The sequence below is a fragment of the Thalassotalea sp. PLHSN55 genome, assembly GCF_052030545.1.
Taxonomy (GTDB): Bacteria; Pseudomonadota; Gammaproteobacteria; order Enterobacterales; family Alteromonadaceae; genus CANMXU01.
The window spans coordinates 44,967-64,428 of sequence record NZ_JBPDIH010000016.1 but is presented as its reverse complement, the minus strand read 5'-3'; the positions used below and the strand labels follow the sequence as shown (position 1 = coordinate 64,428).

The window sequence follows — 19,462 nt, the reverse complement described above, 5'->3', positions numbered from 1 at the left end:
CCGCTTACCGCTTACCGCTTACCGCTTACCGCTTACCGCTTACCGCTTACCGCTTACCGCTTACCGCTTACCGCTTAGAAGTTATAACTTGCTTGCAAGTGAAAACTGCGTGGACGCTCAGTTAAAAAGCGATGAGCATAACTGATAACCGGCACATCGTTGGCTTGCGCAAAAGTTTGTTCATCGGTGAGGTTTTTGCCTAACAACGCAATGCGCCATGCGTCATCAACGTCGCTTAACTCGATGCGAAAATTAACTTTGTAATAAGCATCTTGTTTAGAGATGGGATCTAAATCTTGTTCAAGAAAATAGTCATCGCTGAAATTGACGGATAAATTAGCACTTAACGGATAACCTGAAGCCACTTCTGTATGGTAATTTAGCGCGATATTACCTGAATATTTTGGCGCAAAGGCACCTGTTTGACCACTGAGATCTTGGCTTTCCATACCTAGAAGTTCTGCTTGGCGTACTGTTGGTGAGGCAGCGATATAATGTTGATATTCAAAATCTAATAAAGCGAGGTTGGCGCTAAGATCCCAAGCGTCATTAATCATCCAGCGGGTGTCAATTTCAAGCCCTTGTACTTGGGTTTTTGCGGCATTTTTTACCACAAAGGCATTACCATTAAACTCAGAAACTTGTAAGTCGTCGTAAATGGTGTGAAACAGTGTCGCGTTAACTTCCCAGGTGTTTTTGATCACTTCAGATTTAATGCCTAATTCAAAATTAGTCGCTTTTTCATCTTCAAACTCAAAACCTGAATTGGGATCTATGCTGTTGCCCATTGATGCGTTTAATCCTGAACCATCAAATCCGCCCGCTTTATAGCCAATACCTGCGCTAGCAAACATCATGGTATCTTCAAAGCCTAAATACTGGATGCTGATACTTGGCGACCAATGAGATTCAGATCGTGACGCAACAAGATCGTGTTGCCCAGCACCCGATAAATTGCTTGCTATTGACGGCGCTGCAGCATTGGCAAATTGTTGAATGGGCTCTGGTGTATTTGGTGCAAATAGTGCGTAAACCCCTTGTTCACTGGTAATGTCTTTTTGCTCGTGTTGATAACGTAAACCAAGATTGCTTTTCCATTGTGAATTCATGTTCCAAGTAAGTGATGCAAATGCTGAATAACTTTCTTGGTCTTGATTAACCTGGGCGTTGGTGCCAACTGACGTGCCTGCCAACTCAGGGATCAGTAACGATGCGCCCAGTAAAATATCATTAGGGTGGTCAAGGCTACTGTTCATGTAAAACAAACCGGCTACATATTCGAGCTGATTGCCGGTGGGTGAAGAAATACGAAATTCTTGCGTAAATTGGTCATACTTTTCGGTATGTTCTTGGCGAATTAGTGAGATTTCAGCATAGTCGGCATCAAACAGCGCGGTCCAGTCATATTCGCTGTAAGTGGTGATCGCTGAAAATTCATATAAACCTAAATCATAGGTTAGCTGCAATACTGCATTGTCTGCGGTGGTGGTATTGCCTTCATTTAATCCGTTAGGGTGATCATCGCCAGAAACCGCGCTGACATAATCTAAACCACTGTCGTCTGATAACAGAAATGAACGGTAACCGACATTACCCAAATTGCTTGGGTCGCTAGCGATTTGTGCGTTACGGTTTTCAGTATCAATAATATATTGATAGCGTGAACCTTGAGTGTCTAATGTCGCGTGCTCCCATTTGATTAACGCATTAAGCTTGTCTGAAACTTGCCAGTTGGCCGATACGCGAAAACCTTGTGAATCTGTTGATGGCTCATCTTTTTTTCGCGCTTTGTTGTAGACATAACCGTCCATGCCTGAATCAAAGCCCGCAAACCTTAAGGCTAAATCGTCATTAATGACTAGGTTGCCAATGACATTGATTCGATGTTCGTTATCTGAACCGTATTCAATACTTACGCTGCCTTCGTTTTCGTCACTCGGAGAATTAGAGATCATGCTAAAGGCGCCTGCGGTCGCATTTTTACCAAACATCACAGCTTGCGGTCCTTTCACTAATTCAATGCGCTGCATATCTAAAAAAGGGAAAATAGCTTGGTGGCCACGCCCTAAATAAATACCATCTTTGTACATAGCCACGGATTGTTCAAAACCCGCATTTGTACCTGAGCCGATGCCGCGTACAAAGATGCGTTTACTGCTAGACGTTTCAGTAATATGTACATTAGGCACGCTTTCCGACATATCGAGTAAGTTGTTAATGCTCGCTTTTTCAAGGTTTTCACCAGAAAATGCTTGAATAGAGGTGGGGATATCTTGAATCGATTCTAAGCGTTTTTGTGAGGTTACTGTTATACGTTCTAAACCTGCTTGCTCGGCTTCATTGCTCTGGGCAATGGCTTGTTGTGGTAGAATAATAACGGAATATATCGCTGCGTGTGTGGCTAAGCTAATGACTTTTTTGTTAAACATATTTTACTTTCCCTTATACGATTATGCGTGCTTGTTGTTGTTATTAAGCGCACGTTTATTTGTTGTAAATTTCATGGTGCAGGGGCTTGTGAATAAATAAAAATGATCAATCGTTATTTGTAATCATGCATGAGATTTATATAAGGGGAGTGATTGCCACTACAAAGACATCATTATTGATGAGATAAGTTTGCTAGCAACTTAATGAGAGGGTAAAGCGGGGCTGATAATAATTAAATGATTTTTTCTGTCGCCCATTGGCTAAGAAAATCGCTTTTCTTGACCGGTTTTCCAAAGAAGTAGCCTTGAATGCGTTGGCAGTTATTTTTTGTTAAAAAATCGACTTGCCACTGGTTTTCAACCCCTTCGGCTATTACCGCAAGCTCTAAACTATTGGCCATTGCAATAACGGTTTTAGCTAAATTTCGATGTTTTACGTTGTCTTCCATATCAGTAATAAAGCTTTTATCCATTTTAAGGTAATCGAAGGGATATTTGTTCAAGTAACTTAGTGACGAATAACCGGTGCCAAAATCATCAAGGTAGAGTCTAAAGCCCATTTGCTTAAGCTCCATAAGTAATTGATGTAACTCTTCGCGTTCACTCAGTAGTACACCTTCGGTGATCTCTAATGCGATGCAATCTGGCGTCATTCTGTATTTTGCTAGCGTAGCCAATAGTACTTTTTCAATATCCGAATTGAGCAGCTGTACTGGCGATAAGTTAATTGAAATGCTCGGAATACGAAAGCCGTTAGTTTGCCATTCGCAGTAGGTTTTACAGACTTCTTCTAATACCCAGTTACCAATATCGATAATGGCGCCTGAGCGCTCAGCAATGCTAATAAAGGTTTCTGGGCTAACAAAACCTAGCTTAGGATTTTGCCAGCGAATTAATGCTTCAGCGCCAACCAGTTGATGATCTTTTACAGACACTACCGGTTGAAAACATAGGTAAAATTCATTGTTGGTTAAGGCATTGCGCAGCTCCGCTAATATCGTAAATTGCTGTTCGTCTTGGTAGCGCATGTGTTCAGTAAAAATTTGGCAGCAATTTCGGCCATGCTCTTTTGCTGAGTTTAAGGCGCGATCGGCCGACTGTAACAAGGTTGAACTGTTGATGTTTTTGCCATTAGAAAAAGCGATGCCAATGCTCATCGTTAAATGAATTTTATTACTATTAACAGTGATGGGAGTTTTCATGGTTTGCTGAATAATTTTACATAAATTAGGCTTCTCGTTCTTTTCCGGTATCGCAGAAATTACCGTAAATTCATCACCACCAAAACGATATAAATAGGCGTTGTCTGGAATCGCATTTTTAATGCGCTTGGCGATAGTTTTTAGAATAATGTCGCCGGTGGCATGGCCGAGGGTGTCGTTAACAATGCGAAACTCATCGATGCCAATAAGCATTAAAATCACCACTTTTTTTTGTTTTTCTTGATTGGCAAGCATCAATGATAATTGCTTATCAAACGAGCTGCGATTGCCAAGTTTTGTTAGCATGTCGGTACTCACTAACTCTTGCAGTTTTTGCTGCGCAGCTTTTCTAGCACTAATGTCGCGAATAATCGCAAGTACAACGTCACTGTTATTGAATTTCACTAATTTGGCATTAACTTCAACAAAAATAACGTTGCCAAACTTATTCTTATACGTGGTTTCAAAAAGCGAGCCGCCACAACGTCTTATAGTGGCAAAGCTTGATAGTACTTTTTGATGGGAGTCTTCATTACATAAAATTGATACATGCGAGCCGACGAGCGTTTTATCACTATATTTGAAAAAAGAAGTGGAAAGTTTATTCGCAGATAAAATATTACCTGAGTTAAAATCAACAATTAAAATGGGGTCGCCCGCGTTGTCGAATAAGGTTTTTACTTGTTCTTTATTGGTTTGCATCTTGTTGTATATACGGGCAAAAATCCACGCGAATGTAGCAAAGACCAACATGGCACAAGCTGTAAAAATCGCAAAACTTTGTTTGGTTTTGCTAAAAGGCAAATAGGCTTCGTCATAATCAACTTCTGTGGCTAAACCAAATTGAAATTTCTCATCCCACAGCCAAGAGCCAATGACTTTTTTTCCTCGATAATCGAAGTACCCGTCGGCATTAGAGCCGCTCTTCCCTTGGTTTACTTGTTCAGCCATGAAGGTTAAAGGCGTGCTAGCGTTAACCTCTTTGGGCTCAATTGCTTGAATATTAAAGGTGCTGCGATTATTGCTGGTGATCAGTCCTTTTTTGATGAGTTCGTGATCAAATCGGCTTTCAGACAAAAGGTAGCCTTGGCGATTAATTAGATAACTCTCTCCTGAGTCACCAATTCTTCCGCGTTGTAATATTTTTCTTAGGTTCTTGGTTGGGTCGATACGTAAGGTAAAAATAGCAATAATTTTGCCTTGAGCATTTATTATCGGAGTGCCAACAAACATGGTTGGATAATTTTTGATAAAAACACCGTTATTATCTTGCAGGGCTACATCGGAAGGCTGTGGTAAAGTGGTTACGGTTTTCCCTTGCCAAAGCCGCTTCATAAACTCCGACTGGTTATCGATTAAGTTGGTGCTACCAATATTACTGATTCGACTTGAAGCTATGCTGATATGGTTGGCGTCAATAATAAAATAGCCACGTAACTCATGTTTTTCTAACACGGGTGATAAAAATTGTTTTAATGATTGTTGAGCCGGCGCAGATATTAAGTTACCACTTGTTCTGTCGATCGCAAGCAGCTCTTCAGCAAGTTTTTTAACTTCAGGGGTTTGCGCAAGTAATTGAATATGTAATTCGTTCTCTTGACTCCAACTGACAATGGCTTGGTGGGTTATATTGCGCACCGCTTTAATGGATTGGCTAGTATTGTGTTTAAAATTAGACTCGATAACCGTTAACGTGACTATACTGGCAAGAATAGTAACAACTAACATAAGTGCCAAACTACTAAAAAACACCTTCTTAAGCGGCATCATCAACTTCCCTATTGGTCCTTCAAATTACGCATTTTATAGTATGGTTGATATTTGACCGTTTTGCATAGAAAGCGATTGAGATTTGGCGAGTTTTGCTAAACATAGTGCAAGGCGTTTTTAATGATTTTTGCAAAAGTTGCACAATGCTTGCACATTGTTTTGTTATGCTGTTAATAGAGACACTAGGCTGCGGTGATTGTTCCTTTATTTAGCACCTTTAAACCGACCGTGCTAATAGGCATGTTACGAAATTGATGATGTAATGAAAATTCAAAATAAACTGTTTTTGATCCTATTTAGTTTCAGCTTAGTGCTGGTAACAACCTTAGTTTTGCTGATGCAATGGAGCATTGGTAAAGGTGTTATTGAGTATGTTAATACTAAAGAAATTGACGCATTAAAACCGGTGGTCGAACAGTTTAGTCAAATTTATGCGCGCGAACAAAGCTGGCAATTTATCGAAAATAATCATGGCGATTTTCGTCGTTTGATCGCGTCGCAATTAAAAGCGAGTGACTTTTTACCCAGTAAAGGTCGCCCGCCCGCAGAGCGACCATATCAGCGTCCGCCTATGCGTGGCGGTGAACACCCACAGCGGCCCAATCGCCCAAGCTTTGATGGTCAAAAACCACAAAAAGGTGACCCGTCCCAGCGACGCTCAAAAGTGCCACCTGTAGATACAGACTCACATTATGCCTTACTCGATAAAGACAAAAACTTAATCGTTGGCGGCTATTTTGAGCAGTTTCAATACAGCAAAACGCCTATTATGGTTGACGAGGTCATTGTCGGTTATTTTGCCATTTCAAAACGTAACCGCTTAACCCAAGGATACGAATTAGACTTTATTGAGCAACAACAGCATTATTTATGGTTAATTGCATTACTAGTGATGTGTTTGGTGGCGTTAATTACCTTACCGCTGGCGCGTCATATTGTTGAACCGATTAAAAAAATCACCCACGGCATGCATAAGCTTACTCATGGTGATTACCAAGCGCGAATTTCTATTGATCGCCAAGATGAATTGGCAGAATTGGCGCGAGATTACAACGAGCTTGCTTTAACCTTAGCAGAAAATGAAAGTGCAAGAAAACGTTGGCTTGCCAATATTTCACATGAACTGCGGACGCCGGTTGCGATATTACGCGGTGAATTAGAAGCCATGCTTGATGGCGTAAGAGCATTGGAAATCAGCAATATTCATTCTGCTCATGATGAAGTTAAACATCTTCAACGGTTAATTGATGACTTAAACTTATTAGCTACTACAGACATTGGTGGTATGCAGTACCGTAAAGCGTCGTTAAATTTAACGCATTTATTGCAAGGTGAACTTGAAAAATATCGCAGTTACCTTGCCGATGCAGATATTTATTTAAACTTACAAGGGCTAGAGCAAAATATAGAGCTTTACGCCGATAAAACCAGATTGTGCCAGTTATTTGAAAACATTATTAATAATTGCGTCAAGTACTCACAAGCCACGGTATTAACAATTAACATAAGCTTGGCAAGCCAAGACAATCAACCGCAAGTAACAATGGAATTTTACGACAATGGTATTGGTGTTGAACCTCATCATTTAAACCACCTATTTGAGCACTTATATCGTGTTGAAGACTCCCGTAATCGTAAAACTGGCGGCTCCGGTTTAGGTTTGTCGATATGTCGCCATATTGTTCACGCTCATCAAGGTGAAATATCAGCAAAGCAGGCAGAGTCGGGTGGTTTGGCTATTCTTATAACATTGCCTGTGGCGCATTAACTTGGTGGTCGCTTAATTGCTAGTTAAGCATTTTTTAGCGAACGAGTTAAAAGTAAAATAACTTAAAGATGGAAAAGTTAACAAGAGAATTTTTATGTCGAAATCGGTACTAATTGTTGAAGATGAAGTGAAATTGGCAACTTTGCTGGCAGACTATTTTAAGTTAACTGACTATCAACCGCATATCATTCATCATGGTGATGAAGTGATCGCATGGGTAAAAGCCAATCAGCCTGATGCTATTTTACTTGATATTATGCTGCCAGGTAAAAACGGTATTGAGTTATGTAAAGAGATTCGCCAATTCTCCAATGTTCCGATTTTAATGGTCACCGCCAAAGTGGAAGAAATTGATCGACTACTCGGTTTGGAACTCGGTGCAGATGACTACATTTGCAAGCCTTTTAGCCCACGAGAAGTTGTTGCGCGCGTAAAAGCAGTGCTGCGCCGCACACAAACAATTAATAACCATATCGACTGTTTGCAATTAAATGAGCTTCGTTTAAGCGTAAGTTTTGGTCAACAAGAAGTCAGTTTAACAGCGGTTGAATTTCAGTTGCTTAAACCGTTAGCCAATCAACCAGAGCGTATCTTTACTCGCGACCAATTAATGCAAGATATGTATTCAGATCATCGCATTGTTAATCATCGCACCATTGACAGTCACATTAAAAAACTACGTAAAAAACTGGCCGATATTAGCGATGGTAAAGATTGGATCCAAGCGGTTTACGGCAGCGGCTACCGATTAGTCATATAGTTTCTTCATAAAGTATTCATTTCCTCTTTTCTTGCACATTGTTTGCAAATTCTGTTGTTAACCTCATTCGTGAATTCGGCAAAGTAACAGGAAAGTCTATGAACAATTATGTTAAGGCGTTAGTGATAAGCGCATTGCTTGTGTCTGTGTATAATCAGGCGCAGGCGGGCGAAAAAGACAAAGGTCAAGGCAAGCCGCAACGTCCAGATTTTGCAACTATCGATAGCAATGGTGATAGCACCATTGATTTTGATGAATTTTCAGCCCTAGAGCTGCCACATGGCGATCATCAAACCGTTTTTGATGATATCGACAGCGATGGTGATGGCATTATTAGTGAAAGTGAATTAGCTAACCATAAGCCGCCTCGTGGACGAAGAGGAGAGGAGCGACGTAGTGATTAATGCTATTGGCACGACTATGAGTGCAGCAATGCCGACACAACGAGCAGAGCAAAGTTTATCGGCAGATCAGAAAACCTTAATTGAAGAAACATTGGCGCAATTCGATGGTGACAATTTAACCCAAGCCGATGCCGCAAGCATTGTTGAAGCATTTGCACAAGCGGGCATTGAACCAAGCAAAGTGCTCGCCACTGCCATGGACGAATTAGGTTTTGATGCCAAAGCCATTGGTGACCTGGCAAATGGTGACTTGGCAAATGTTGACGCTGGCCATCGACCACCACCACCAAAGCAAAGTAGTGAAGAAATTACGTCTATGGTGGAGTATTTGTCAGAATTAGTGGAAGAAAAGCTAGCGGAAAATAGCACAAGTGGTTTAACTGATGCCGATAAAGAGGCTATTTTGGTGCAGGTGTTTGACAAGTTTGATATTGAACGTAGTGAATCAATTATTAATACAACCGCTTAATATGACTTACTTTTAATGTGTATTTGTTAACTACCTATTTAATTATCAACACCCATTCCACTTCAAACAATTAAGCTGATCTAAACGATCAGCCTAATTTTTTTCATTGTTTTTTCACTGTTTCCACATTATTTGCACATTTGCTGCACATTATTTTTCTAGGATAAGTAATTAAAGCAAGTGCAAAGACACCTGCGATTATTATAAGTTTGAGGAAGTAATAACCATGAGCCAGTTAACCTACGATAAAAAGATCCCAACTCAGTTGCTAATAGCATGTTTACTCACAAGCTCACTTGTTGCTTGCGGCGGTAGTGATAGCGAAGCAACGACCAGCACCGAACAAGCGGCAGATGACAATACCACGACTGGTAGCGATTCAAATACCGGTAGCGATGCAGGCACAGACGAAACCGTAGGTACTGGCGATGTATTTTGCGATTACAATAACGATACCTTCAACGATTCAAGTTCAATTTTAGCTTACAGCACGTCGCAGTGGAGCTGTACAGATTCAAACAGAGTATTAACGGCAAATGGTATTCCCGATCACGCTGTCGGGCAATTTCCCAATGCTCATAACCCGAACATTATTTCAGAGCAAATCGTTGCGGTTAGTTATACACTCGAGCCAGCTTCAGCAAACACATCGACCACTTTAGGTGGCCCTCGTGGCGCAACCGGTTATGTACTTAATGGTGTGAAAATAGACGCCAATACTGCTGGCAGCTGCGACGATTCAGGTAACAGTTGTAGTTTGGTTGGCAATACTGGCTCTTGGAGTATTGAAGCGTTAGGGCAAACCAGTTTTAACTTTGGTACTGACGATAACAATGCGCATGTTCAGCCTGACGGCTCGTATCATTACCATGGCATGCCAGAAGGTTTTATTAGTTTGCGTGGTGGTGACAGCACAAAAATGACACTAATTGGTTGGGCTGCCGACGGTTTCCCCATTTATGCGCGCTATGGTTATAGCACGGCAACCGATGCAAGCTCAGCGTTAAAAAATATCACCGGTAGTTATCAATTAATTGCTGAGGTGAGTAGCTCAAGACCCGACGTTTCTGTATACCCATTAGGCACGTTCGCGCAAGACTGGCAATATGTTGAAGGAGCGGGCGACTTAGACGAATGTAATGGCAGATTTGGTGTCACTCCTGAATTTCCAGAAGGCATCTATCATTATTATGCTACCGACAGCTACCCGTATTTCCAACGTTGTGTAAAAGGGGAGTTATAACCAATGGCCTATCTATATCGATTAACAAGCTATTACCGTTTATCGCTGACACTGACAATGGCGCTATTTTTTACTGCACACGTAAATGCCCATGTGATGGTGGCACAACATGGCACGTTAAACTTAGTGGAAGATGGGGCTTTTATGGTGTTATCGCTGCCTGTTTCAGGCTTTAACGGCATCGACAATGATCTCGACGGTAAACTTTCACTTGAAGAGTTTAATCAACATCGCTTTCGCATAGGTCAGCAAGTTAAAAAGCATGTCAGGTTAACTAATGCTAACGGATTATTACCGTTAAAAGGCTTAATGATCTCGCCGGTTGCTGATCATCATGCCCCTAACGAGCCAGTAAGCCAAGTGGTGATAATGGGAAAATTTATCATTGAAAATACTGAGCTACCACTTGCTTACCACGTTAACTTATTCGGGAAGTTTCATGGTGAACAAGAAATTAAAATTACCGCCACGCGACGAAATAATGGTGGTAAGCGAATATTCTCATTAAACCCAAAAGTAACATCTGCTATGTTATTTCATAAAGACGTGTAGCCACAGCATCAACTTATCTAGGTGAACTTGTTCTTATTTGTACCGACTGGTAAAGTATGGAAAAGTCCTCAAAAGGTTATCTAAAATTGGCTAGCGGTCGTAAACGAGAATTTGATGAAACAACAGCGATAGAAGCTGCAATGCATGTTTTTTGGCAAAAAGGTTATGTTGGCGCATCGCTAACCGATCTTACCCAAAGCATGGGCATCAATAAACCGAGCATGTACAGCGCCTTTGGCAACAAAGAAGCCTTGTTTATTCGTGCCGCCGAGCATTATTTAGCGACAAAAATGCAAGCTTGTAGCGTAATATTATTAGAGCCGACAGTGCCATTATTTACGCGTTTGAAAAATTACATGATGACGATTGTGGCAATGCAATGTGACCCTGAACAACCGAAAGGCTGTTTTCTCGCATTGTGCCAATCTGAATTAGCCGGTGGCGACATACCTGAGCAAGCCACAATGTTTTTAACCAGCATAAACCAAGCACCCAAAAATGCACTGTCAGACTTATTTCAACATGACGCAGAAGCGATAACGCTTGGCTTAAATACACATGCCAACGCCATCGCGTTAAGTTTATATACCTTGTTAAAAGGCACTGCGTCGATGGCAAGATCAGGCTTTAGCGTAAGTGAACTCGAACATGCAATCGATAATATGCTAAGCGGCATCAGGTTAAAATATTCAGCTCTAGATTAGTGGCGGCTTATAAAGAGTTATGGGACTTGAACCCACGCGAACTTGGCAATGCGGAATCACCCGTGATGACGGTCGTGGCAATAAATTACTTATCGAGCAGAATTAATTTCACAGGAAATGTAAATATAGAATTTAGGAAAACTGAGTAGGAAAGAATGGGGTGGCTAATGGGGCTTGAACCCACGCTAACTTGGTAATGCGGAATCACCCGTGATGACGGTCGTGGCAATATTTAACGTATTGATTTTTGAAAAATAGAATAAAGAAGAATGGGGTGGCTAATGGGACTTGAACTCACGCGAACTTAGAAATGCGGAATCACCCGTGATAACGGTCGTGGCAATAAATTACTTATCGAGCAGAATTAATTTCACAGGAAATGTAAATATAGAATCTAGGAAAACTGAGTAGGAAAGAATGGGGTGGCTTATGGGACTTGAACTCACGCGAACTTAGAAATGCGGAATCACCCGTGATAACGGTCGTGGCAATAAATTACTTATCGAGCAGAATTAATTTCACAGGAAATGTAAATATAGAATCTAGGAAAACTGAGTAGGAAAGAATGGGGTGGCTAATGGGACTTGAACCCACGACAACCGGAATCACAATCCGGGGCTCTACCAACTGAGCTATAGCCACCACTGATACTGCTTGAGGTGCCTCTTTAAGGCGCGAGGATTGTAGTGTATTTTGCCCTAAACATTCAAGCAATATTTTGGTTTTAAGTGATATTTTCTAATTATTGGCTTTGCGTGAATCGTTTTCTCTTATTATTTTCTGTTGTCTTTGTATTTTCCTCCGATGATAAGCTGTTTATGCTCGTTGTTTTATTGGTGGATGACTCATCACTGGGCAGGAGCATTGGATAAATTTTTGATCTTCACCAAGGATATGATTAATAAACCAGTCGGTTAGAAAAAAGAGTAAATCGTTTGAAATTAACTGCCTACTTAGCTGTTTAATGCGGGTTAACTCTTCAATAAAGTGTTTATGTTGCAGTTTATGCAGTAGACGATCATTTTTACTTAAACGATAAAAGTACTGCTCTTCTTCTTTAAAGTGATGCAAGGTGTAATCATAAAGTTGCTGAAACAGTGGCTCGATTATCTCATTGCTTTGCTGCGCATTTATTGCTTCGGCTAAAATATTAATGTAATTGACCAACTGCTGATGCTGTTGGTCAATTGATTCAACGCCAATGCCATAACGCTTTTGGTTCCAAGTTATTAGTGGCATAGACATTGTGTTAAAAGCTCAGATTAAACAGTAAATTTGGCAGATAACTGCTTTAAATTATTGGCAATATTGACTTGTTCTGTTGCGGCATTCGAGACGTTTTGTGCATCGGCTGTGATCTCGGTGGCTTTAATATCAATATCGTTGACCTTTTGATTAATTTCTTCGGTGACATACACCTGCTCTTTTGCTGCTGTTGCGATTTGCTCAATCATCATATTCACATCAGAAACGGAAGTGACAATGCTGGTTAGAGACAGTTCTATTTGTTGCGCACCTTCAATACTGTTGTCAGCTTGCTGTTGTGTGCCGGCAACTTTCGAATTGGCAATATCTGCTTCGCTTTGCAGTTTATTAATGATGTCTTCTATTTCGATGGTGGAATGTTGAGTGCGCTGCGCTAACGTTCGAACTTCATCCGCGACAACGGCAAAACCTCGGCCTTGTTCGCCCGCTCGTGCCGCTTCTATTGCCGCGTTTAGTGCTAATAGGTTGGTTTGTTCGGCAATGCTTTTTATTACATCAATCACGTTGGTGATCGCGGCGCTTGTACTATGCAGCCCTGAAATTAGCGCGCCTATTTCGGTCACTTCTGTCGCTAAATTATTGATGGTCGCTAATGAGTTACCAACAATGGTTTGGCTTTCAATGGCGCGATCATTTACTTGATGAGTTGAACTCATCGCTTCGTTGGCGTGTCTTGATACTTCTTGCACGGTTGACGACATTTCTTCGATCGCGGTAGCAACTTGCGCAGTTTCGTCGCGTTGTTGTAAAAGGCTTTCAACACTTGAATTTATGGCAATAGACGACTGCTCTGCTGAAGCTGCCAATGAATTGCTGCTGTTATTAATTTCAGCAATTGCCAAAGAAAACGTTGTGAGCGTTTTATTTAAATTCACCGCAACTTCGCCAAGTTCGTCTTGGCTAAATACTTGTGCTTGAATAGTTAAGTTATGATCTTGAGTCACCTTATCCATTGTTGTTGAAAGTTCACGTAATTGTTTAAGTAAGTTCGTTAAAATGGTGAAAACAATAAAAATGGTGACTAAAAAAGACGTGGAGATAATAGCAAGGTTTATCATTACAGCCGTATTGGCGGCACTGGTTAATTGATTAACGGCATCAACAAACTCGTTCGCTTGAAATGATTCTACTTCTTTTAATAAATTGATCCGCAAAGTCGCGTTTTTAAACCAGTCGGCTGCATCGATATTAAAAGGGCCATGTTGACCAACGCTAATGGCCACTTGACGCATCTTTTTAACATTCAGAACTGCCGGATCGTTAAGGGTATTGTTGAATGCTTGCGCCGCAGCTGGCGATGCATTCATTTCAAACTGCTCTAAATAACTCGATTGCAAAGCAATTAAGGCAATAAATTTTTGAAATGCTGCTTGGCTAAACTTACCTTTGGCAAAATTTCCACTGGCAACGGCACGTTCAATACCGGCTAATTCTTTAGCTTTTAAAAAGTTAAAATAGGCCAGTACGTTTTTAACCGTTTCAGTCGGGCTAATTGACGAAAAAAAGCCAGTTAAGCTCAGCATGGACTTGTTTTGATTGGTGTAATAACTAATTGCATCACTCATTTTAATTGAAAAATTATCAGCTCGATGTCTAATATCGTTGAGTTTTGCCAAACTAGATTCAACATCAGCAATAATGCGATTAACTTCGCTATTGTCAGACTCAAATTGCAATAGTTGTTGGTTAAGGTTGGCAACAGCAATGTCGGTATCTGCGCGTTGGTTTGCCAACTCAGTAGTGAATTTTTTCCCTTGGCTACCAATAAATACTGCGGTCGCTCCACGCTCTTTTTGTAGCTCGTGTACTAAGGCATTATTGGCAACAGTAACACTGGTTAGTGCTTGAATTTGCGTTAATCGCCCACGTTTTTCCGTTAATTGCCCCAAGTTCAGTAGGCTAAAATACAAGCTGGCAATTAATGGAAATAAAATAAGCAAAATCAGTTTTTTCTTAAACTTTAAATTGTTGAGTAAATTCATAATAGTGTGCTGATACTCGATGAGCCCTTGGTAATAATAATGTTACGTCGTCATTATTTTGTAATCATTGGCGAAACTGAAAGCGGTTAGTGTAAACTCAACAATAACCACACTTTCATTCCTTTAAGCTGGATGATTTTACTGGTTTACTAAAAAGGAATATTGTTTAAGCTCAAAAAATCGACACTTATGTCAGGTTTTTATCAAGGTGTAACATGTCATTAGAAAAAATTTCAGCGCAACTAAGTACGTACAGTGAAAGCGGTGAGCAAAAAATACCGCCGGTGGAACTATGGGATCCGCCTTATTGTGGCGAGATAGACATAGAAATAAAAGCAGACGGTAGCTGGTATTACAACGGCACGGTTTTTAAACGTATTGCATTAGTGAAATTACTGGCATCGGTGCTTAAAAAAGAAGGTGATGACTATTTTTTAGTAACACCGGTTGAGAAAATAAAAATTCGTGTTGAAGATGCGCCTTTTGTTTTAACGCAGTGGCAATGGCACGAGCAAGAACCACAGACGATGGTGGTGAGTACGCATTTAGACAATCAGTTTTTACTCAATAGCGAACACCCGCTTGAAATTGCCGAAGATGGCAGCCTATACGTTACCGTTAGGCATAATTTAACTGCAAAAGTCCATCGTAATGTTTATTATCAGTGGGTCGATTTAGCCAAAGAACAACAAACGGCTAACGGTGTTGAGCTAGTTTTTGAAAGTGCAGGCTTATTATTTAGTTTAGGGTCAATCGCATAGGTTTAATTGAATAAACATAATTATTGCGAGAGGTAAATCCTTTCAAATGCAAATTATTATCATTTGCATTGACGGGCTATGGCTTTTCACTTATTCTTGCTCGGTTAATCAAAACTGATATTTATTACTTACTGGTTGGATGTACTGATGTTAACTATTACTAAACGACTCCTAGTTCCACTTTTTATTTTAATCATGCAAAGCCTTTTTGTTAGTGCACAAGCGGCGGAAGTGAATGTTTATTCCTATCGTCAACCCTTTTTAGTCAAGCCGCTATTTGACCAATTTACCGAACAAACCGGCATTAAAGTGAATGTGGTTTTTGCTAAAAAAGGCATGGCCGAGCGTTTAGCGCGAGAAGGTAAATACAGCCCCGCAGATCTATTACTGACCACAGACATTAGTCGCTTGATTGAATTGCAAGATAAAAGCTTACTGCAATCGTATACTGACAGCGCAATAAATACTGCAGTACCTGCGCAATATCGCGCCGAAGACGATACTTGGTTTGGCCTTACCTTAAGAGTAAGAAACATTTATACAGCAAAACGTTTGGGTGATATCGCGGTTAATTATGAAGATTTAGCCAACAAAGAATACCAAGGGCGTATTTGTACGCGCAGCGGTAAACATCCTTACAATGTTGCCTTAGTTGCCTCGCTTATTGCTGAACATGGTGAAGCAAAAACCTTAACTTGGTTAACGGCTGTAAAAGCGAATTTAGCGAGAAAACCACAAGGTAATGACCGTGGTCAAGTGCAAGCTATTCACCAAAATTTATGCGATGTGTCTTTAGGTAACAGTTACTATTTTGGCAAAATGCTTAGCGATGAAAAGCAAAAAGTATGGGCTGATGCCGTTAATATTACCTTTCCGAATCAGAACAATCGCGGTGCACACGTTAATATTTCAGGCATGGCAATGGCAAAACATGCACCCAATGCCGATAACGCAAAAGCGTTGATGAAGTTTTTAGTATCAAAACCTGCACAGCAACTTTATGCCGAAACGAATATGGAATACCCAGTTAGAGCTGATGTTAAGCCGTCAACATTAGTGGCGTCATGGGGCGAATTTAAGGCAGATGCTGTTGCGTTAACTGACATTGCGAAACACAGAGCGGCCGCTTTGAAACTTATCGACCAAGCAAAGTTTGACTTATAACCTAAGTGAATCGTATTGCACAATTGCCCTTTTGGCGAAATACTAATTTAGTTATTGCAGCAGTACTGGTTTTGCCAGTATTGCTGATGCTGTTTGCCGGCATTGGCGCTTCGACCGAACTTTTTGGTCATTTATGGCAAACGGTTTTACCAAATTATCTACAAAACACCTTAATTTTAGGGCTAGCGGTTAGCCTGCTGGCCATTATCTTTGGCGTAACTAGCGCTGCCTTAATTGTACATACCAATGTATTGGGTAAACAGTACTTACGCTGGCTGTTAATGCTGCCTTTGGCAATGCCTGCTTATTTGGTTGCCTATGTTTATACTGATCTGTTTGACTTTGCTGGCCCAGTTCAGCGTGCCTTGCGTCAGTTTTTTCATTGGCAATCGCCAAACGATTATTGGTTTTTTGATCTGCGCAGCCTTGAAGGGGCCAGTGTTGTTATTGCTTTAGTCTTATTTCCTTATGTTTATATGCTAACGAGAACCGCGTTTGAGCAGCAAGATCATAACTTGCTTAAAGCCAGTCGCTTATTAGGTTATACCGCCAGACAAAGCTTTTTTAAGATGTCGCTGCCACTTGCACGTCCTGCGATTGCAATTGCTGCAAGTCTGGTATTAATGGAAACCTTAGCCGACTTTGCCACGGTGCAATATTTTGCCGTTAATACCTTAACTACAGCCATTTACGATACTTGGTTAGGTTATGGTGATTTAGCGGCGGCAAACAGTTTAGCCAGCGTATTAATGTTATTTATTTTCATGGTGATTTTGCTCGAATATAAAGCGCGGGCAGGGCGAGTAAACCAAACCAGTCGACCCAATAAAAATCATCAAATTATTCAATTAACGGTGCTGCAGCAAGTTGGTGCGAGCTTATTTTGCTGGCTATTAGTGATTGGCGGTTTTATTTTACCCTTTGTTTTACTGATTGTGATGGCGCTTGAATATACCTCCATTAGCCAAATTCAGCAGCTATTACCGAGTGCGATGAATAGTTTTGTGGTGGCTTGTTGGGCTGCCACAATAACTGTGGTATTGGCGCTGATGTTCACTCTTTATCATCGATTTGCTAACACCAGTACCAGCGCATGGCCAATGAATATTTCAGGCTCAGGCTACGCGATTCCAGGCACAGTACTTGCCATGGCAATAATGTCGACGTTTGCACCGGTTGATCATTTCATTAATGCAGTTGCGCAATTTTTAGGTTTTTCAGCACCGGGCTTGATATTGTCGGGCTCGATTTTTGCGATTATTTTTGCCTATGTGGTGCGCTTTTGCGCGATAGCTAATGGCACGATTAATAGCGGTATTAAACATATTCCCAGCTCGCTAGATTTTGCCCCAGCAACACTGGGTGTGTCCTTAAAAGGTACCTTAGTGAAAGTGCATTTGCCGTTATTAAAAACCTCTCTTTGGGTCGCTTGGTTATTGGTTTTTGTCGAAGCGATGAAAGAACTGCCCGCGGTATTGTTATTAAGACCGTTTAATTTTGAAACCTTAAGTACGCAAATTTATCAGTTATTGTCAGATGAAATGTTGGAGCAAGGTGCCATTGGCGCGATATTTATTGTGCTGTTAGGTTTAGTGCCCATTATTTGGTTAAATCGATATAAGGAAGAAACGTGAGTCACTTGTTAGCGCTAAATAATGTATCGGTAGAATTACAACAACAACGCATTTTATCTGAAGTGAGTTTAACTTTAGCGGCTGGCGATATTCTTGGGCTCGTGGGACCAAGTGGTTGTGGCAAAACCACCTTGCTAAATACCTTGGCAGGTTTTCATGTTATCGCTGAAGGCGAAATACACATTAATGATGAGTTGATCGCATCAGCAAGTAAACAACTGCCAAGCGAGCAACGTCAAATCGGTATGATTTTTCAAGATTATGCGTTATTTCCGCATTTAACTGTGGCTAACAATATTTGTTTTGGCATTGCTAAGTTATCAAAATCAGAGCAGCAAACACGGCTTAATGAATTGTTAGCCTTGTTAAAGCTTGATGGTTTGGCAGAGCGTTTTCCGCATCAACTTTCAGGTGGTCAGCAGCAACGGGTGGCTATTGCTAGAGCGCTTGCCCCACAGCCAAGTTTGTTATTGCTCGATGAGCCTTTTTCGAATATTGATGCTCGATTAAGAAACGAGCTGATGTTAGAAATGCGTCAGCTACTAAAAAGCGAAAATATGACGGCAATTTTTGTCACTCATAATAAAGATGAAGTGTTCACCTTTGCCGACAAAATCGCCGTGATGCAGCAAGGAGAAATTTTACAAACGGGCAGCCCAGCCGATGTTTGTCGTGCACCAAATAGTTTGCAAGTAGCAGACTTTTTACAATTAGGTAGTTGCTTGCCAATTCGGCTTAAGACAAGCGATAGCGACGCTTCAAACGTTGACATTCAGTCAGCACTTGGTGCGATAAGCGCGTTAAATCACCCTGTTTTGATACAACAATTAGCGCAAGCAGAACAAGTGCCAGCGCAGTCGTGGCAGATATTAATCAAACCGCATTATTTATCGGTCAACCCACAAGGTAGTGCCAATGCCAAAGTCAGCCATGTAACAGTAAAAGAGCTTGGCTATCATTATTATTTAACGGCAGTTAGCCCTGATACAGACTTGGCTTTTAAGCAGCTGAGCTTTTACAGTGAAACCTTGTATCAACAAGGGCAAGAACTTTCACTTACTGTATCGCCGCATCATGTGATGATGTTTAATGGCTAACCTGATTGCAGGTTGGTAACCTGAGCTCGGCTTAATAAATACTTCTCTAGCCGCTACTTTTACTAACTTCCGCGTTAAATTCACTTGCAATACGCCCACATGGATGTGGAAGGTAGAGCGACGTACGAACCAAAGCCGTGACCAGCTATTGACGCGTAAATTTGCCTTGAAGTAAGCAAAACCAGCAAGCTAGAGGTTAACATGAAAAATATGATGTTATATTTCAACTCGTTAAATATCTCTTAAACCGAGTTCAG

The 19,462-nt window shown here is 40.9% G+C and carries 15 protein-coding genes and 1 tRNA gene; 11 read left to right on the top strand and 5 right to left on the bottom strand.

Going from position 1 to position 19,462, the window contains the following annotated elements:
- Positions 1-74: 74 nt before the first annotated feature.
- The gene (locus ACRRSQ_RS20190; RefSeq protein ID WP_440877581.1) at positions 75-2,429 is read right to left on the bottom strand and encodes a TonB-dependent receptor; all 2,355 of its coding nucleotides are present in this window, start codon (positions 2,427-2,429) and stop codon (positions 75-77) included.
- A 233-nt stretch (positions 2,430-2,662) separates the two neighbouring features.
- Positions 2,663-5,401: an EAL domain-containing protein gene (locus ACRRSQ_RS20185; RefSeq protein ID WP_440877580.1), complete on the bottom strand. Its 2,739-nt coding sequence runs from the start codon at positions 5,399-5,401 to the stop codon at positions 2,663-2,665.
- A 262-nt stretch (positions 5,402-5,663) separates the two neighbouring features.
- Here ACRRSQ_RS20185 and ACRRSQ_RS20180 point away from each other — a divergent pair, with 262 nt between their 5' ends.
- From ACRRSQ_RS20180 to ACRRSQ_RS20150, 7 genes are all read left to right on the top strand, one after another.
- The gene (locus ACRRSQ_RS20180) at positions 5,664-7,169 is read left to right on the top strand and encodes an ATP-binding protein (RefSeq protein ID WP_440877579.1); all 1,506 of its coding nucleotides are present in this window, start codon (positions 5,664-5,666) and stop codon (positions 7,167-7,169) included.
- Between the two features lie 94 nt (positions 7,170-7,263).
- A complete protein-coding gene (locus tag ACRRSQ_RS20175) occupies positions 7,264-7,929 on the top strand; it encodes a response regulator (protein WP_440877578.1) in 666 nt (221 codons plus the stop codon).
- A gap of 98 nt (positions 7,930-8,027) precedes the next feature.
- Positions 8,028-8,333 (top strand): EF-hand domain-containing protein, encoded by a 306-nt coding sequence (locus ACRRSQ_RS20170; protein WP_440877577.1) that lies wholly within the window; start codon positions 8,028-8,030, stop codon positions 8,331-8,333.
- Positions 8,326-8,802, top strand: coding sequence for a hypothetical protein (locus ACRRSQ_RS20165; RefSeq protein WP_440877576.1), 477 nt, complete (start codon positions 8,326-8,328; stop codon positions 8,800-8,802). Before ACRRSQ_RS20170 ends, ACRRSQ_RS20165 begins: the two co-directional genes overlap by 8 nt.
- 226 nt (positions 8,803-9,028) lie before the next feature.
- Positions 9,029-10,045: a YHYH protein gene (locus ACRRSQ_RS20160; RefSeq protein WP_440877575.1), complete on the top strand. Its 1,017-nt coding sequence runs from the start codon at positions 9,029-9,031 to the stop codon at positions 10,043-10,045.
- Between the two features lie 3 nt (positions 10,046-10,048).
- Positions 10,049-10,597, top strand: coding sequence for a hypothetical protein (locus ACRRSQ_RS20155; protein ID WP_440877574.1), 549 nt, complete (start codon positions 10,049-10,051; stop codon positions 10,595-10,597).
- Between the two features lie 56 nt (positions 10,598-10,653).
- Positions 10,654-11,301, top strand: a complete 648-nt coding sequence (locus ACRRSQ_RS20150) for a TetR/AcrR family transcriptional regulator (RefSeq protein ID WP_440877573.1) — start codon at positions 10,654-10,656, stop codon at positions 11,299-11,301.
- A gap of 566 nt (positions 11,302-11,867) precedes the next feature.
- Here the strand turns inward: ACRRSQ_RS20150 and ACRRSQ_RS20145 are convergent.
- From ACRRSQ_RS20145 to ACRRSQ_RS20135, 3 genes are all read right to left on the bottom strand, one after another.
- Positions 11,868-11,943, bottom strand: a tRNA-His gene (locus ACRRSQ_RS20145).
- Between the two features lie 174 nt (positions 11,944-12,117).
- A complete protein-coding gene (locus ACRRSQ_RS20140; RefSeq protein ID WP_440877572.1) occupies positions 12,118-12,540 on the bottom strand; it encodes a bacteriohemerythrin in 423 nt (140 codons plus the stop codon).
- Between the two features lie 23 nt (positions 12,541-12,563).
- A complete protein-coding gene (locus ACRRSQ_RS20135; RefSeq protein ID WP_440877571.1) occupies positions 12,564-14,549 on the bottom strand; it encodes a methyl-accepting chemotaxis protein in 1,986 nt (661 codons plus the stop codon).
- A 215-nt stretch (positions 14,550-14,764) separates the two neighbouring features.
- On the opposite strand from ACRRSQ_RS20135, the gene ACRRSQ_RS20130 reads away from it, so the two are divergent.
- The 4 genes from ACRRSQ_RS20130 to ACRRSQ_RS20115 all read left to right on the top strand — a co-directional run bounded on the left by ACRRSQ_RS20130 (position 14,765) and on the right by ACRRSQ_RS20115 (position 19,205).
- Entirely contained in the window at positions 14,765-15,310 is a 546-nt protein-coding gene (locus tag ACRRSQ_RS20130; RefSeq protein ID WP_440877570.1) for a DUF1285 domain-containing protein, read from the top strand.
- A gap of 147 nt (positions 15,311-15,457) precedes the next feature.
- Complete coding sequence (locus ACRRSQ_RS20125; RefSeq protein WP_440877569.1) at positions 15,458-16,474, top strand: extracellular solute-binding protein; 1,017 nt, start codon at positions 15,458-15,460, stop codon at positions 16,472-16,474.
- Between the two features lie 5 nt (positions 16,475-16,479).
- Positions 16,480-18,108: an ABC transporter permease gene (locus ACRRSQ_RS20120; RefSeq protein ID WP_440877568.1), complete on the top strand. Its 1,629-nt coding sequence runs from the start codon at positions 16,480-16,482 to the stop codon at positions 18,106-18,108.
- Positions 18,105-19,205 carry an ABC transporter ATP-binding protein gene (locus tag ACRRSQ_RS20115; protein WP_440877567.1) on the top strand — a complete coding sequence of 367 codons (1,101 nt, stop codon included), beginning with the start codon at positions 18,105-18,107 and terminating at the stop codon, positions 19,203-19,205. Before ACRRSQ_RS20120 ends, ACRRSQ_RS20115 begins: the two co-directional genes overlap by 4 nt.
- The last annotated feature ends 257 nt before the right edge of the window (positions 19,206-19,462 follow it).

What these genes read in the sequence shown, in the direction of transcription:
- ACRRSQ_RS20190 (WP_440877581.1), bottom strand. Translation starts at nt 2,429, where the DNA reads ATGTTTAACAAAAAAGTCATTAGCTTAGCCACACACGCAGCGATATAT.
- ACRRSQ_RS20185 (WP_440877580.1), bottom strand. Translation starts at nt 5,401, where the DNA reads ATGATGCCGCTTAAGAAGGTGTTTTTTAGTAGTTTGGCACTTATGTTA.
- ACRRSQ_RS20180 (WP_440877579.1), top strand. Translation starts at nt 5,664, where the DNA reads ATGAAAATTCAAAATAAACTGTTTTTGATCCTATTTAGTTTCAGCTTA.
- ACRRSQ_RS20175 (WP_440877578.1), top strand. Translation starts at nt 7,264, where the DNA reads ATGTCGAAATCGGTACTAATTGTTGAAGATGAAGTGAAATTGGCAACT.
- ACRRSQ_RS20170 (WP_440877577.1), top strand. Translation starts at nt 8,028, where the DNA reads ATGAACAATTATGTTAAGGCGTTAGTGATAAGCGCATTGCTTGTGTCT.
- ACRRSQ_RS20160 (WP_440877575.1), top strand. Translation starts at nt 9,029, where the DNA reads ATGAGCCAGTTAACCTACGATAAAAAGATCCCAACTCAGTTGCTAATA.
- ACRRSQ_RS20155 (WP_440877574.1), top strand. Translation starts at nt 10,049, where the DNA reads ATGGCCTATCTATATCGATTAACAAGCTATTACCGTTTATCGCTGACA.
- ACRRSQ_RS20150 (WP_440877573.1), top strand. Translation starts at nt 10,654, where the DNA reads ATGGAAAAGTCCTCAAAAGGTTATCTAAAATTGGCTAGCGGTCGTAAA.
- ACRRSQ_RS20140 (WP_440877572.1), bottom strand. Translation starts at nt 12,540, where the DNA reads ATGCCACTAATAACTTGGAACCAAAAGCGTTATGGCATTGGCGTTGAA.
- ACRRSQ_RS20135 (WP_440877571.1), bottom strand. Translation starts at nt 14,549, where the DNA reads ATGAATTTACTCAACAATTTAAAGTTTAAGAAAAAACTGATTTTGCTT.
- ACRRSQ_RS20130 (WP_440877570.1), top strand. Translation starts at nt 14,765, where the DNA reads ATGTCATTAGAAAAAATTTCAGCGCAACTAAGTACGTACAGTGAAAGC.
- ACRRSQ_RS20125 (WP_440877569.1), top strand. Translation starts at nt 15,458, where the DNA reads ATGTTAACTATTACTAAACGACTCCTAGTTCCACTTTTTATTTTAATC.